The sequence below is a fragment of the Rheinheimera sp. A13L genome (genome assembly GCF_000217935.1).
In the GTDB taxonomy this organism is placed as follows: domain Bacteria; phylum Pseudomonadota; class Gammaproteobacteria; order Enterobacterales; family Alteromonadaceae; genus Pararheinheimera.
Genome location: NZ_AFHI01000008.1, coordinates 120,794 through 134,271, shown reverse-complemented (window position 1 = coordinate 134,271; position 13,478 = coordinate 120,794). Strand labels below are relative to the sequence as shown.

The following is a 13,478-nucleotide window of genomic DNA, read 5'->3' as shown; positions in this document are numbered from 1 at the left end:
CCCCCGAATTCAGAACAAATCCGCTTTTAAACTAACCAGTGACTGCACCAACGGCGCAATGCCTCCGGCGATTGCACCCTACATTTCCTTCTCTTTAGCCCAAAACACCCCAAAATACCCCCATTAACCGCATCCCTCTGGCAATAGTCATCAAACCCAACTTAGTATCTGCACAACCCATAATCAGAATAACGAGGTTCAGGTGCGTTTATTTATTAAAACTGCGATTTTTGCGGCGATTTCAGGTCTTAGTCTGACAGCAATGGCAACACAACAGCCGCTGCAATATGAAGATGTATTCCAGTTGGAGTTTGTGTCAGAGCCTCAGATCAGCAGTGATGGTGATCAGGTCGTATTTGTGCGTAACCGCTTTGATCAGGTGCTGGATAAGCGCATCGGATCTTTATGGCTCAGTGATACTAAAACAGGCCAGTTGCGGCCTTTAGTGTCAGAACAAGCAGATATCAACTCGCCATTATGGTCAGAAGACGGCAAAAAACTGGCTTTTATTTCATCTGCTTCGGGTAAACCTCAGATCCATATCCGCTGGATGGACAATGGTCAAAGTGGTCAAATCAGCCATCTGCCAGCAACACCATCAGGTTTAAGCTGGTCACCTGACGGGAAATGGTTGGCTTTTTCGATGTTTACGCCGAAAAAAGCAGTGAATCCTGTGACTTTGCCGGGCAAGCCTGAAAAAAACGACTGGGCTAAGGCGCCGGTGTATATAGACACTATGCAATACAGAGCCGATGGCCGGGGTTATTTACCTGCAGGCTATCGACATATTTATCTGATGGCTGCTGATGGCGGCACCCCTATTCAAATGACCAGCGGTGATTTCGACCATGGTGGTGATATCAGTTGGCAAAAAGACAGTAAAGCGTTTTACTTTTCGGCCAATCGTCAATCGGACAAAAGAGCTCAGGCTCAGAATAGTGAAGTCTATAAGTTAACTATTGCTGATAAAAACCTGACTCAGGTCACAGACCGTTTTGGACCAGACCACTCGCCCGCTTTATCTTCAGACGGCAAATGGCTGGCTTATCTGGGCTATGACGATAAAAAACTGGCCCATCAAGCCAATCAGCTTTATGTCAAAAATCTGCAGTCTGGTGAAATTAAAGCTCTGACTGCAGATTTAGATCGTGCTATAGATAATTTCAGTTGGGATGGCGACAGCGATGCGCTTTATATTCAGTACGACGACCATGCTCAGGGCAAAATAGCCTTACAACCTCTGAACGGCAAACGCAAAGTACTGGTGGAGCAAGTCGGTGGAGGCTCTTACAGTCGCCCCTATACAGGAGGTAGCTTTAGCGTTTCTGATAATGGTGATATTGCCTTTACCCAAATGTCGACTCAGGCGCCAGCTGAACTCGGCTTCTGGCAGAGTGGTAAAAAGAAACAGCTGACCGAACTGAATAAAGATTTGCAGCTCTCCCGTGATATAGGTGAAGTGGAAGAGTTTTGGGTGACATCTTCTGTTGATCAGCGCAAGTTACACAGCTGGCTGATATTGCCACCGAACTTCGATAAAGCCAAAAAGTACCCGTTAATACTTGAAATCCACGGTGGCCCTCATACCGCTTATGGTCCTGTATTTGCGATGGAATTACAGCTAATGGCTGCTCAGGGTTATGTAGTGTTGTATACCAACCCTCGTGGCAGCACTAGCTATGGTATGGAGTTCGCCAATCTGATCCATCATAAATTCCCAAGTGAAGACTACAATGATTTGATGGATGTTGTAGATGCTACAGTGGCTAAAGGGTTTATCGACCCGGATCAGCTGTTTGTGACTGGTGGCAGTGGCGGCGGTTTGTTAACCAGTTGGATAGTAGGTCATACCGACAGGTTTAAAGCTGCGGTGGCAGTAAACCCTGTGATTAACTGGTTTAGTTTTGTGCTGAATGCCGATATGTACAACTACTTCAGCCAGTACTGGTTCCCAGGCATGCCATGGGAGAAACCTGAGCATTACCTGAAGCATTCACCGATAAGCTACGTGGGTAATGTCAAAACTCCAACCATGCTGATGACGGGCGAAGCAGATCACAGAACCCCGATTTCTGAGACTGAACAGTTTTATCAGGCACTGCAATTACGGGGTATTGAAACTGCTATGGTACGGATCCCGGGCGCTTCGCATGGTATTCATATCAGACCCAGCAATATGATGGCCAAGCCTGCTTACATCACCTACTGGTTTAATAAATATAAAAAGTAGATTTTTAACAGGAAATAAAGAAGGGCCGTCTTTAATAAAACGGCCCTTCTTTTGTTAGAGGGGTTACTCAGATATAAGCAAAAGCGTCCGCAAACATTTGTTCGCGTTTGGCACCTTGATCAAGGAAAGCATCCCGCACAACACCCACCATAGGGAAAGGGCCTGCAATATAAATATCGTAAGCATCCAGAGATACAAAATCGTCCAGCACGGCCTGATGCACTAAACCAGATCGGCCTTGCCAGTTATCTGTTGGGCTCTGGACTACTGGCATCAACCTGTAATCATGATGAGTGGCTGCCCACTGCTGTAATTCTGGCATATGGTACAAAGCTTCTTCGTGGCGCACACCCCAGTATAAAAACACTGGTCTTTTCACACCTGCTGCCGCTATTGCCTGCGCAATGCTGTAGATATAAGAAAAGCCTGTACCACCTGCCAGCAATAAAATAGGGTTGTGACTATCTTCACGCCAGAATGCCTGACCTAAACCTACCTCAACCGTCACTTCATCGTTGCTTTGCAAATGAGCTAGCGCCTGACCTGAATATTGATCGGCCACTGCGCCACCAATATGCAATTCAAGCTGATCCTGTACCGGAATAGAAGCGACAGAAAAAGGCCTTTTGTCTTGCTCTGTTAAGCACAGCTGCAAATATTGGCCTGGTTTAAACTCAACCTTCTGTTGGGGAGTCAGCAGTATCTGGTGCACTCCTGAAGTTAAGGGCTGAATTTTATCGACGGTGCAAATCACTTTGGTCATGAATAATCCTGCGGCTTAGCCACGAATAAAAGGGTGGTGTAAGGTCAGATCTGACTCGGCATAAGCCAGACAACAATAGGTAAATTTTTGCTCTTTATCCAGATCAGACAAAGGGTCGGGTGCCAGATAAGACACAGAGCCGGAGCGCAGGCGGCAAACACAGGAGGTACAAACCCCCTGTTTGCAACGAAAAGGAAAGTCGATGCCATGGCGCAAAGCCGCTTCGAGAATAGTTTCGTTGCTCTGGACCTGAAAACTCAGGCCACTGGGTTGTATTGTCACCTGGTGGCTCATTTTTGGCCCGGCACTTTTAGTGCAGGAACTGCTTGTTCTGCAGGCATTATGCCCAGCTCAGCCCAGATATTATCTACTTTGGCTTTCACTGCGGGGTCCATCACTATAGGTTCACCCCATTCACGGGTTGTTTCGCCAGGCCATTTATTGGTGGCGTCTAAGCCCATTTTGGAGCCCAGGCCCGACACTGGCGAGGCAAAATCCAGATAATCGATAGGCGTATTTTCTATTAAGGTGGTATCCCGTGCCGGATCCATACGGGTGGTTATAGCCCAGATTACATCCTGCCAGTCGCGGGCATTGATATCGTCGTCACATACAATGACAAATTTGGTGTACATAAACTGGCGCAGGAAAGACCAGACTCCCATCATCACGCGTTTAGCATGGCCAGGATATTGTTTCTTCATGGTCACTACAGCCATGCGGTATGAACAACCTTCAGGCGGCAGATAAAAGTCGACAATTTCCGGAAATTGTTTTTGCAAAATAGGCACAAAAACTTCGTTCAGCGCCACACCTAAAATCGCAGGCTCATCTGGTGGACGGCCTGTGTAAGTGCTGTGGTAAATCGGATTTTCTCTGTGGGTGATATGAGTCACAGTAAATACAGGAAAGGAATCTACTTCGTTGTAATAGCCGGTGTGATCACCATAAGGACCTTCAGGCGCCATTTCGCCCGGTTCGATATAACCTTCCAGTACATATTCAGCAGTGGCTGGTACTTGTAAATCATTGCTGATACAGCGTGTGACTTCGGTATTATCGCCACGTAATAAGCCAGCAAAGGCGTATTCAGATAAGGTATCAGGCACAGGAGTAACAGCCCCTAAAATGGTGGCCGGGTCGGCACCTAAAGCAACAGCGACCGGAAAACGCTGACCCGGATTGGCTTTTTGCCATTCTAAAAAGTCCAAAGCGCCACCACGATGGGATAACCAGCGCATAATGACTTTGTTTTTACCCAGCACTTGCTGACGGTAAATCCCTAAATTCTGCCGCTCTTTATGCGGCCCTTTAGTGACAGTTAAACCCCAGGTGATCAAAGGTGCCGCGTCCCCTGGCCAGCAGGTCATCACCGGAATTTTGGTTAAATCGACCTGATCGCCAGAGAGTACCACTTGCTGACAAGGCGCACGTTTGACTTCTTTGGCAGGCATATTCAGCACTTGTTTGAAAATAGAAAACTTGCTGAAGGCGTCTTTTAAACCTTTTGGTGGTTCTGGTTCTTTCAAAAAGGCCAGTAATTTGCCAACTTCACGTAAAGCGGCGACATCCGTCTGGCCCATACCTAAAGCAACACGCTCTGGTGTACCAAATAAATTTGCCAGCACCGGAACATCAAAACCTTTTGGGTTTTCAAATAACAAAGCAGGGCCACCGGCACGTAAAGTGCGGTCAGCGATTTCGGTCATTTCCAGATAAGGGTCGATTTCCATCGAAATTCGTTTGAGCAATCCACGTTGCTCCAGCTGACTGATAAAGTCACGCAGGTCTTTATATTTCATAAGGCTCTGGCTCTGCTTAGTGTGGGGGCTATTATACATGGCTGGTATAGGCAAACCAGCCTGTGCGCCAATACCAATACGAAGCAAAAGACGGATAAGACCACTCTGATATCGTCAGGTGTTCTGTTCATCTGGCCGCAGCTGACTTGCGTTTTACGCACTTCGTCATCTAATGTGGTACATAAAGGCGATAGTGGAGAGAGGTTTATGGAGTTTCCCGAACAAATTAAACAACAAAGTTGTATGGACTGTTTAAGCGGTCAGTCACTTGGTTTTGAGATCCGCATGGCATTCCAACCTATTATCGACTGGTCTGTTCAAGACATTATTGGCTACGAAGCATTGGTGCGGGGGCCAGAAGGTCAGGGTGCTGCCTGGGTTTTTGAACAAATTAACGACAACAACAAATACTATTTTGACCAGGCTTGCCGGGTCAAAGCCATTGAAACCGCCTCTAAATTAGGTTTGAAAAAGTTACTAAGTATCAATTTCTTACCTAATGCTGTTTATAACCCTGAAACCTGTATCCGCGCGACTATTGAAGCGGGCGACTTGTTTGGCTTTGATATCACTCAAATTATGTTTGAAGTGACCGAAGGGGAGCAGATTATTGATCAGGGCAAGCTGAAACGTATTTTTGAAAGTTATGCCAAGCGGGGGTTTATTACAGCAATAGATGACTTTGGCTCAGGTTATGCTGGCTTAGCCTGGTTAACCTCGCTACGGCCAGCGGTATTAAAGCTGGATATGAGCTTAATACGGGATATTGATCAGGACAGCGTCAAACAAGCTGTGCTGAAAGGCATCTTAACCGTTTGCTGTGAACTCGGCACTAAGGTGCTGGCTGAAGGCGTTGAGAGTAAAGCCGAACTGGATTATCTGGTCGACGCTGGTATTCACTGGTACCAGGGCTACTACTTCGCCAAACCTCAATTGGAAAAACTGCTGACTCACAAAGAAATCAACGGCTGGCGCTAAGCCGAAAAAAACTGTAGATTGTCAGACATCTGGATGTCTAAGGTGTTCCTTATGAAAAAAGCAACTCAACTGATCCATGCTGGTCGTGGCAAAGAATGGACAGGCTCTGCAGTAAACCCGCCTGTGGTACGAGCTTCCACTATAGTTTTTGATACTATGGCAGAATTAAAACATGCCACTGTGCACAGAGGCGACAGAGTGCCTTATTATGGCCGTCGTGGCACCGCTACTCATTTCGCGCTACAGGATGCTATTTGCGATCTGGAAGGCTCGGCAGGCTGCGCTTTATACCCTTGTGGCGCTGCAGCCATTAACGCTGCCTTACTGAGCTTTTTAAAGCAGGGCGATCATCTCTTGATGGTGGATACTGTATACGAGCCAACCCGTGCTATTTGCGACAAGTTACTGGCAGGTTTAGGTATTGAAACTACTTACTACGATCCATTAATTGGTGCTGGTATCAGCGCCTTAGTAAAACCCAATACCAAAGTGATTTTTTTAGAATCCCCAGGCTCGCTGACTATGGAGCTGCAGGATATTCCTGCCATAAGCACAGTAGCGAAAGCACATAACATAGTGCTGATGCTGGACAATACCTGGGGCACCCCTTTGCTGTTGGATGCCTATGGCCTCGGGATAGATGTCTGCATCCAATCTGCGACTAAATACATAGTGGGGCATTCGGATGCCATGCTGGGTATTGCGAGTGCCAACGAACAACACTGGCCGCAGCTGCGGGAACATAGTTATCTGATGGGCTATTGTGCTTCGGCTGACGATGCCTATTTAGCCAGTCGTGGTCTGCGAACCTTGAAAGTGCGTTTAGCCCAGCATGAGACTAATGCATTAAAAGTGGCGGCGTGGTTGCAGCAACGGCCCGAAGTGGAAACCGTGCGTCATCCAGCTCTGCCTGAAAATCCAGGGCATGACATTTTCCAACGTGATTTTAGCGGCAGTAATGGTTTGTTTTCATTTGTGCTGAAGCAGGGGGATGCGAAAGCTGTAGCTGCTTTTATTGAAGGCATGGCGCACTTTAAAATGGGTTTTTCCTGGGGCGGTTACGAGAGCCTGATTATTCCAAACTTAAGTATTCAGAAGCTCAGAACCGCCAGCAGTTGGTCGTACAGCGGGCCTTTAATTCGTTTACATATAGGCCTGGAAGATACAGAAGATTTAATAGCGGATTTAACTGCGGCCTTTGAGCGTTTTCATCAGGCGCTGTAACTACAGCACCTGATGTTTTTAATTGTTACTGCCGTAAAAAAGATTCGATGCTTTCGCCTGTCACTTTACCTATCTGGCTAAACAGATACCAAATGGCGATCATCAGCATGATGGTGCAAGGCAAGGCAATCACTGGAAAACTAAGAGCAGTCATTTTTGCCAGTTCTTCGTTAAAGGCCGCTGTGCCTGGTGCACTAACCAGCAAGTATTTAGCCAAACCATAGTTCAGAATCGACGACACCACAAAAGAACTTGCTACCAGATAAGCACAGTTTTGCAATTTAGCGGCAAAAAGTTGTTCCGCATTATTCGCCTTTAAACTGGCTTCCAGCTTGGTTAAATCCATCAGTTCGTCATTTAACAGGATCTTTTGTACCAACGGGTATTTGCTGCGTTGACTGATTAAAACGGCCAAAGCAATAAGACCTGGTACAGCAGCTTCTTTTATCGCTATGTAAGCTGGGTCGAGCTGTAATAAGCTGATACCGCCTGTCAGCAATACACTGACTACACCCAACACGGATAAAAAATTAACCTTTTTGCTTTGCTGTAATTCCCACAAACCAAAACCCAAGGGGAAAGCCAAAGCGACCACTAAAGCCCAAACAGGCCCGAGCTGATGTTCTTCACTGAGTTTACTTAAAATCAGCGTAGGGATAACGATGTTAAAAAGCAGGTTTACTAAAAAACCTGATGACTTTTTCTTTTCTGTCTGACTCATAAATGCTACCGATGCTGCCTGTTTTATTATAACCGCTGCTTACTGTTGCCCGAGTATATCTGATTTAACCGCTGTTACGCAGTATCACGCTGAACAGTGCTGCAGGCTCGATGGAAAGTCTGGCGCTGCAGACTAGATTAGCAAAAGCTCTAAACTACTGATTTGCTGAACATTGTAAAAGCTTAGCAAGAACTCTGGCACTAAAACGAACTATTCTCAATGGCATCTTATTGATTTTATTGGTTTTTTATTGAGTTTGTCCGTTTTTAGACTACAATAAGCACAGTTTTTGAATTTGCAGGTACCAGCTATGAAAGGCCAACCTTTAGTGCTCGCTAAACTTAATGAGGTGCTGACCTCTGAGTTAACGTCCATTAACCAGTATTTTTTACATGCCCGTATTTATAAAAACTGGGGTTTGGCTCAGCTGAATTCGGTTTGTTATAAAAAATCGATCAAAGATATGAAGCAGGCTGACGAGCTGATTGAGCGCATTTTGTTCCTGGAAGGCCTGCCTAACCTGCAAGCTTTAGGCAAGTTACGTATAGGTGAAGACACCGAAGAGATGCTGCAGTGTGATCTGGATTTCCAGTACGACCAGCTGCCTTTATTGCGTGACGCGATCAAATTATGCGAACAGCATCAGGATTACATCAGCCGTGAATTGCTGCAGGAAATTCTGGAGCACGAAGAAGAGCATGTCGACTGGATTGACACTCAACAGCAACAAATTACGCTTGTAGGTCTGGAAAATTACCTGCAAAGCCAAATGGGTTCAGGAGACTAAGAATGAAAGGTAATACACAGGTTATTGCAGCCTTAAACGAGCTGTTGTCGAATGAACTCAGCGCCATGGATCAGTATTTTATTCATTCCCGTATGTATCACGACTGGGGATTACACAAACTGTTTGAGCGCATCGACCACGAAGTGACGGACGAAAAAGCTCATGCTGCTGCACTGATAGAACGTATTTTGTTTTTAGAAGGCACACCGGATTTATCCAAACGTGATCCGTTGCAGGTTGGTACTGATGTACCTTCTATGTTGCAGAATGACTTAAATGTTGAATATGCAGTTGGTGCCTTACTGAAAAAGACCATAGCCTTATGTGAATCAGTGCAGGACTACGTCACCCGCGATTTACTGATGACCTTGCTTGACGACACTGAAAACGATCATGCCCATTGGCTGGAACAGCAGCTGCGCCTGATCAAGCTGATTGGTTTACCTAACTACATTCAGTCGCAAATTTAATACTGTTGTCTGTCAGCAAAAAAGCACCTTAGGGTGCTTTTTCTGTTTAAAGCGGCTCGAAGCTGGAGAGGGGCTGGAATCGAACTTTCATTCTGCCATTGAACTACAGCCGCGTTGCAGCTTAAAGTACAAAGTCATGTGGATGCTGTGTATCAATGCTTGAAGGACTTATGTTGTGACTCCAGAACAAATTCAGCAGGCTGCGGCCTGGCTGGCGGATTATCGCCGCCGTGGTGAAGCCGCGCCTTTATTACCGGCAGAGCTGCGTCCTGGTTCATTGGCTGAAGCTTTTGCTATCCAGCAATGGCTATTTATTGAATTGGACTTGCCGGTTGTGGGTTGGAAAGCCGGCCTGCCCGGGCCTGATAAATGGGTGTTGGCACCTATAGCTAGTGTGCAACAAGGTGAACTTTGTCTGTTTGAGCAAAAGTCAGAGCAGTACAGTATTGAGCCTGAACTGGCATTTTTGCTGTCGACCGATTTACCTGCCCTTAATGAAGCTTATAGCGAAGCTGAAATCAAAGCAGCCATTGCTGCCACTCATCTGGCGCTGGAGTTAATAATCCGGCCTTATAAAGCTGATGCTGGTGCAGAATTTTTTGACCAACTGGCGGCTGGTTTATTTAATCAGGGTTTGTATATAGGCCCGGCTTTAGCTGAAGAATCTTTATCAGAAAAGTTTGAACTGGTGCTGGAGTATTCAGGCCTGCAGCAGAAGTTTGATGCTCAGCATCCAAATCTGGACCCTTTATTGCCGCTGTATTGGCTGGTGAACCATTTAAGTCAGCAGGGTATTGGTTTAAAACAAGGTCAATGGGTGATCACTGGCTCTTACGCTGGCGTAATGCAGGTACCAGCTGATACCTTAGTCAAACTTGAGTTTGGTGCTTTTGGCCAAATCAGTACTCAATGTAGTCACAATGCTGTGATAAGCTAATCGGCTGATTTGGTTTTTTATTTTGCCACGGAGAGTTCTGGATGGAGTTTTTACCGGCCTGGCCACTGACTATTACGCCACTGTCATCCTTCGGCTTGCTGCTATTGATTGGTAGTTTAGGTGGCTATCTGGCACATCGTATTTCCTGGTTGCCAAGTATCACAGGTTTTATGTTGGTGGGTTTTTTAGTAGGGCCCAGCGGCTTAGGTTTACTGACAGAGTCAGTATTAAAAGACTCACGGATCCTGATTGATATCACCCTGGCTTTGATTTTATACCGGCTGGGTTCTTCACTGGATTTGCGTTTTTTACGCCAGTCACCCCGTTTGGTGGTGATTGCTCTGGTGGAAAGTAGTTTAACTTTCAGTGCTGTGTTTACCGTCTTGTGGTTATTCCAGATCCCATTAGCACTGGCCGCTTTAATTGCCGCTATTTTAGTGTCGTCTTCTCCTGCCGTGTTATTGCACGTGGCTCATGAAGTTGGAGCCAAAGGGCCTGTGACTGAAACGGCTAAGTCTTTAGTTGCACTGAATAATCTGCTGTCTTTCCTCGCTTTTGCTTTTGTAGTGCCTGTGTTATTGGCGGAGCAGGATGCCAGCTGGCAACAAATTTTGCTGCAGCCTTTGTACTTACTGTTGGGTTCGGCTTTGTTAGGTGGGGCTATTGCTTACGGTCTGCATTTTTTAACCAGCAGGACTCAAACGGCCGCGCAGTACAAAATGGCTCTGGTTGTGGGGGCTTTGATGTTGTGTCTGGGGTTGGCGCAACAATTAAAACTATCTGCGCTGTTTGCACCTTTGGTTGTCGGCATAGTGGTTCGTAGTATGGAGCGCGATGAAGTGGTCTCAGCGCTGGAATTTGGCAGCGCCTTTGAGTTATTTTTTATTGTATTGTTTGTGTTTGCTGGTGCCAACTTACATTTTGCTGAATTGGTGGCCTTTGCTCCTGTCATTATGGTGCTGGTCGTGGCGCGCAGTATGGCGAAATGGTTTGGTGTCAGTGTCAGCTCCGTATTATTAGGTCAAACAGTGCGAACCGGAGCCTCTTCCGGTTTGTTACTTATTCCGATGGCGGGGCTTGCCATAGGTTTAGTGCAAAGCTCCAGTCAATTAGTGCCTGAACATGCAGCTGTGATCAGCGCCATAGTGCTGGGGGCTGTGACTGTGTTTGAAACCATAGGGCCGCCTATTGCGTCTTATGCGTTCCGGTTGGCCGGAGAAACAGAAGCTCAGGCATCGGCTGCTTTGGCAAGCAACCAGCCACAGCATCCATGGCAAGCGCAAGGCACTGTGGATGTGGATCTTTCTGCTTTGTATGCGCCCGAACCAGAGGATGCTGTACCTCTGGTGCAGGCCGAACCAAAAAGATTTAAGTTCTGGCGCTGGTGATCACCAGTGCCAGCGGCCGCTTTGCATCAGCCCATAAATCAAACCAAATAAACCTGCACTAAAACCTGCAGTCATGCCCAGTACACACCAAAGTGCATTTTTTCGTTTTACTCTGGCATGCTCTGCTGCATCCGGGTACTGCCGCTGCAGCCGTGGATTGATAATTTGCTGTAAACGCAGTTGGCTATAGATCAGTCCGGCTATCAACAGCACAAAAGCGGAGACCGGAGCCCAGGCGCCGCTGGTCAGCTCGTAAGCCGCTGTTAGTAGCAGTCCTGATAACAATACCCAAACAATGGTTTTGTTCCGCAACGCTTTTAATGCAGCTTTTTCATCCTCGTTGTCCGCTTTGTTCAGTACAGCTCTCATACCAAATATCACGCCAGCCACTGCGGCCAAAGCTCCGATCATGGCACCACCCAGCAGCACTGCAATTTTGGCAAGCCAGCCACTTTGTTGTGCTGCAACAGAAACAGAAGTCGCTGCTGCTGCAGGAGGTGCAACGCTGGTCAAAGCTGCGGCTATCATAGTGCTGAAGCCTAAGCCTGGTGCAGTGCTGAGCACCAACTGGCCGTAACGTGCCAGTAAGCTGTCTTTTAATTGTTCACGAACTCTGGATAGTTTTTTCCGTACGTTGGCGTCACTTAACCCCAATAAATCAGCCACTTGCTGACTGGATTGTTCTTCACGGTAATACAATAAAACGATTTCACGGCTGTCTTCCGGTAACTGGCTGATAAAGTCCTGCATAATAATTTGCTGCTGCTCTCGCTCCAGCAAATCTTGCATCGAAGCTGCCGGGTCGGCGAAATTTTCCAACAGGCTTTCCGCTTCTTCTCCCAGCACTTTTTGTTTTACTTTGTTATCCCGCAGGTAGTTGTAACTGCGGTGTCTGGTCATTTGGCGAACCCAGGGCAAAAAACTGGCGGGTTCACGTAGCGTTGCTAACTGGTGCCAGATATAAATAAACACCTCTTGCGCTACTTCTTCGCTGGCATCTAAATCTTTCACTATCGCCAAAGCTATGCCTGTGACCGTATGACGACACTGGCTGATCAGGCGTTCAAAGGCGATGTGATCGCCTGCTGTGGCTGCAATCACATCAGGTAACAATTTCTGTTCCACTGTAGTTAACATTTTTTATTATTCCTTTATAAAATCAGTGATTTGTGCCAACAGCCACTCCGGCTGATCCCACATAATAAAATGCCGCGCCTGCCAGTTAAAGTCCAGCTTCGCCTGTGCAATAGTGTTAATTTGTTGTTGATATAAGGCCTGAACCGCAGGACGCATAGCCTCCGAAGGTAAAGCTCCACCAGCTCCTAACAGCAGCACAGGTTGTTGAATTTTATGCACTTCGTCGCGTAAATCTGTGGTGAGTAGTTCTGCTATGACCGCACCTACTGTGGCTGGATCGGACTGCCCCGCCATTTCTGTGATTATTTTGGCGTGTTCTGTACTGCTGACCTGAACTGCTATGCCTTGTTTGGTGCTTTCAGCCAGTTGGGCCGCCGTCATTTGCTGATAATACTGCTGCATCATCTTAGCTTGTGGCAGCATTTGCGCCACAGTGGTGTTGCTGTCGCGGCTAAAAACCGGCGCCAGATAAGGCAAGCCATCTACTGCAATTACCTTACCCGTAAGTTGTGGGTAAGAGCTGGCGAGTTGAAAGGCCAAAAAAGCTCCCATGCTATGGCCAATCAATACAGGTTTCTGTAACTGATGCTGCTGAATGTAAGCTGCCAGTTGCTGAGTCACTTGTGTTAGTTTCAGTGGGCTGGTCAAAGCCTTAGTTCCGGCAAAACCTGCGAGGTTGATTTGATGTAACTGGTGATCCGCTTTAAGCTCTGTAACCAGTTGATGCCATACCCGCTGATCAGACATCAGGCCCGGGATCAAAATAATAGCTTTGCCCTGGCCTTCTACCTGAACCTGAAAGCTTGGCTCAGGCATTTCATCAGCCTTAAGGCTTTGACTTGTGACTATAAATGCTGTGGAACACAGCAGAATAAACAGGTACTTTTTAAACATAAGGGTCACTCCTGAAGTTTAGTAAAGCTGCGTATTTATGCAGCACTTCTACCAAGTACCTTGGGCTTTGTGGTTTGTGACAAAGTTTTGCATAAATATTTCAGACTTCTACACTTCTGGCTTTCTATTTTGTTGGTCGTTTTGTAA

13 protein-coding genes are annotated in these 13,478 nt (G+C 46.7%); 7 read left to right on the top strand and 6 right to left on the bottom strand.

From position 1 onward, the window contains the following. Positions 1-202 precede the first annotated feature (202 nt). Positions 203-2,230: a S9 family peptidase gene (locus RHEIN_RS05845; RefSeq protein WP_008898052.1), complete on the top strand. Its 2,028-nt coding sequence runs from the start codon at positions 203-205 to the stop codon at positions 2,228-2,230. A 67-nt stretch (positions 2,231-2,297) separates the two neighbouring features. Here RHEIN_RS05845 and fre read toward each other — a convergent pair whose 3' ends face one another. From fre to ubiD, 3 genes are read right to left on the bottom strand one after another with little or no spacing between them, the layout of a single operon-like run. Beyond that, a complete protein-coding gene (gene fre, locus RHEIN_RS05840) occupies positions 2,298-2,993 on the bottom strand; it encodes an NAD(P)H-flavin reductase (RefSeq protein ID WP_008898051.1) in 696 nt (231 codons plus the stop codon). A 15-nt stretch (positions 2,994-3,008) separates the two neighbouring features. Further along, positions 3,009-3,275: a 2Fe-2S iron-sulfur cluster-binding protein gene (locus RHEIN_RS05835; RefSeq protein WP_237704344.1), complete on the bottom strand. Its 267-nt coding sequence runs from the start codon at positions 3,273-3,275 to the stop codon at positions 3,009-3,011. A gap of 8 nt (positions 3,276-3,283) precedes the next feature. Next, positions 3,284-4,795 (bottom strand): 4-hydroxy-3-polyprenylbenzoate decarboxylase, encoded by a 1,512-nt coding sequence (gene ubiD / locus RHEIN_RS05830; protein ID WP_008898049.1) that lies wholly within the window; start codon positions 4,793-4,795, stop codon positions 3,284-3,286. 207 nt (positions 4,796-5,002) lie between these two features. Between ubiD and RHEIN_RS05825 the strand changes: the two genes are divergently transcribed. Together RHEIN_RS05825 and RHEIN_RS05820 are read left to right on the top strand one after the other, a co-directional pair. Beyond that, positions 5,003-5,773, top strand: a complete 771-nt coding sequence (locus tag RHEIN_RS05825; RefSeq protein ID WP_008898048.1) for an EAL domain-containing protein — start codon at positions 5,003-5,005, stop codon at positions 5,771-5,773. Between the two features lie 51 nt (positions 5,774-5,824). Continuing rightward, the gene (locus tag RHEIN_RS05820) at positions 5,825-6,997 is read left to right on the top strand and encodes a cystathionine beta-lyase (RefSeq protein ID WP_008898047.1); all 1,173 of its coding nucleotides are present in this window, start codon (positions 5,825-5,827) and stop codon (positions 6,995-6,997) included. Between the two features lie 25 nt (positions 6,998-7,022). On the opposite strand, the gene RHEIN_RS05815 is transcribed toward RHEIN_RS05820, so the two are convergent. Beyond that, positions 7,023-7,718, bottom strand: coding sequence for a VC0807 family protein (locus tag RHEIN_RS05815; RefSeq protein WP_008898046.1), 696 nt, complete (start codon positions 7,716-7,718; stop codon positions 7,023-7,025). A gap of 310 nt (positions 7,719-8,028) precedes the next feature. Here RHEIN_RS05815 and bfr (RHEIN_RS05810) point away from each other — a divergent pair, with 310 nt between their 5' ends. The 4 genes from bfr (RHEIN_RS05810) to RHEIN_RS05795 all read left to right on the top strand — a co-directional run bounded on the left by bfr (RHEIN_RS05810) (position 8,029) and on the right by RHEIN_RS05795 (position 11,300). Next, complete coding sequence (gene bfr / locus RHEIN_RS05810) at positions 8,029-8,505, top strand: bacterioferritin (protein WP_008898045.1); 477 nt, start codon at positions 8,029-8,031, stop codon at positions 8,503-8,505. Positions 8,506-8,507: 2 nt separating this feature from the next. Next, positions 8,508-8,975 carry a bacterioferritin gene (bfr, locus tag RHEIN_RS05805; RefSeq protein ID WP_008898044.1) on the top strand — a complete coding sequence of 156 codons (468 nt, stop codon included), beginning with the start codon at positions 8,508-8,510 and terminating at the stop codon, positions 8,973-8,975. Between the two features lie 175 nt (positions 8,976-9,150). After that, positions 9,151-9,912, top strand: a complete 762-nt coding sequence (locus RHEIN_RS05800) for a fumarylacetoacetate hydrolase family protein (protein ID WP_008898043.1) — start codon at positions 9,151-9,153, stop codon at positions 9,910-9,912. Positions 9,913-9,953: 41 nt separating this feature from the next. Next, positions 9,954-11,300 carry a cation:proton antiporter gene (locus tag RHEIN_RS05795; protein WP_008898042.1) on the top strand — a complete coding sequence of 449 codons (1,347 nt, stop codon included), beginning with the start codon at positions 9,954-9,956 and terminating at the stop codon, positions 11,298-11,300. Here the strand turns inward: RHEIN_RS05795 and RHEIN_RS05790 are convergent, their stop codons facing one another. After that, positions 11,301-12,437, bottom strand: a complete 1,137-nt coding sequence (locus tag RHEIN_RS05790; RefSeq protein WP_008898041.1) for a sigma-70 family RNA polymerase sigma factor — start codon at positions 12,435-12,437, stop codon at positions 11,301-11,303. A gap of 6 nt (positions 12,438-12,443) precedes the next feature. Then, positions 12,444-13,331 (bottom strand): alpha/beta fold hydrolase, encoded by an 888-nt coding sequence (locus RHEIN_RS05785; RefSeq protein ID WP_008898040.1) that lies wholly within the window; start codon positions 13,329-13,331, stop codon positions 12,444-12,446. Between the last annotated feature and the right edge of the window lie 147 nt (positions 13,332-13,478).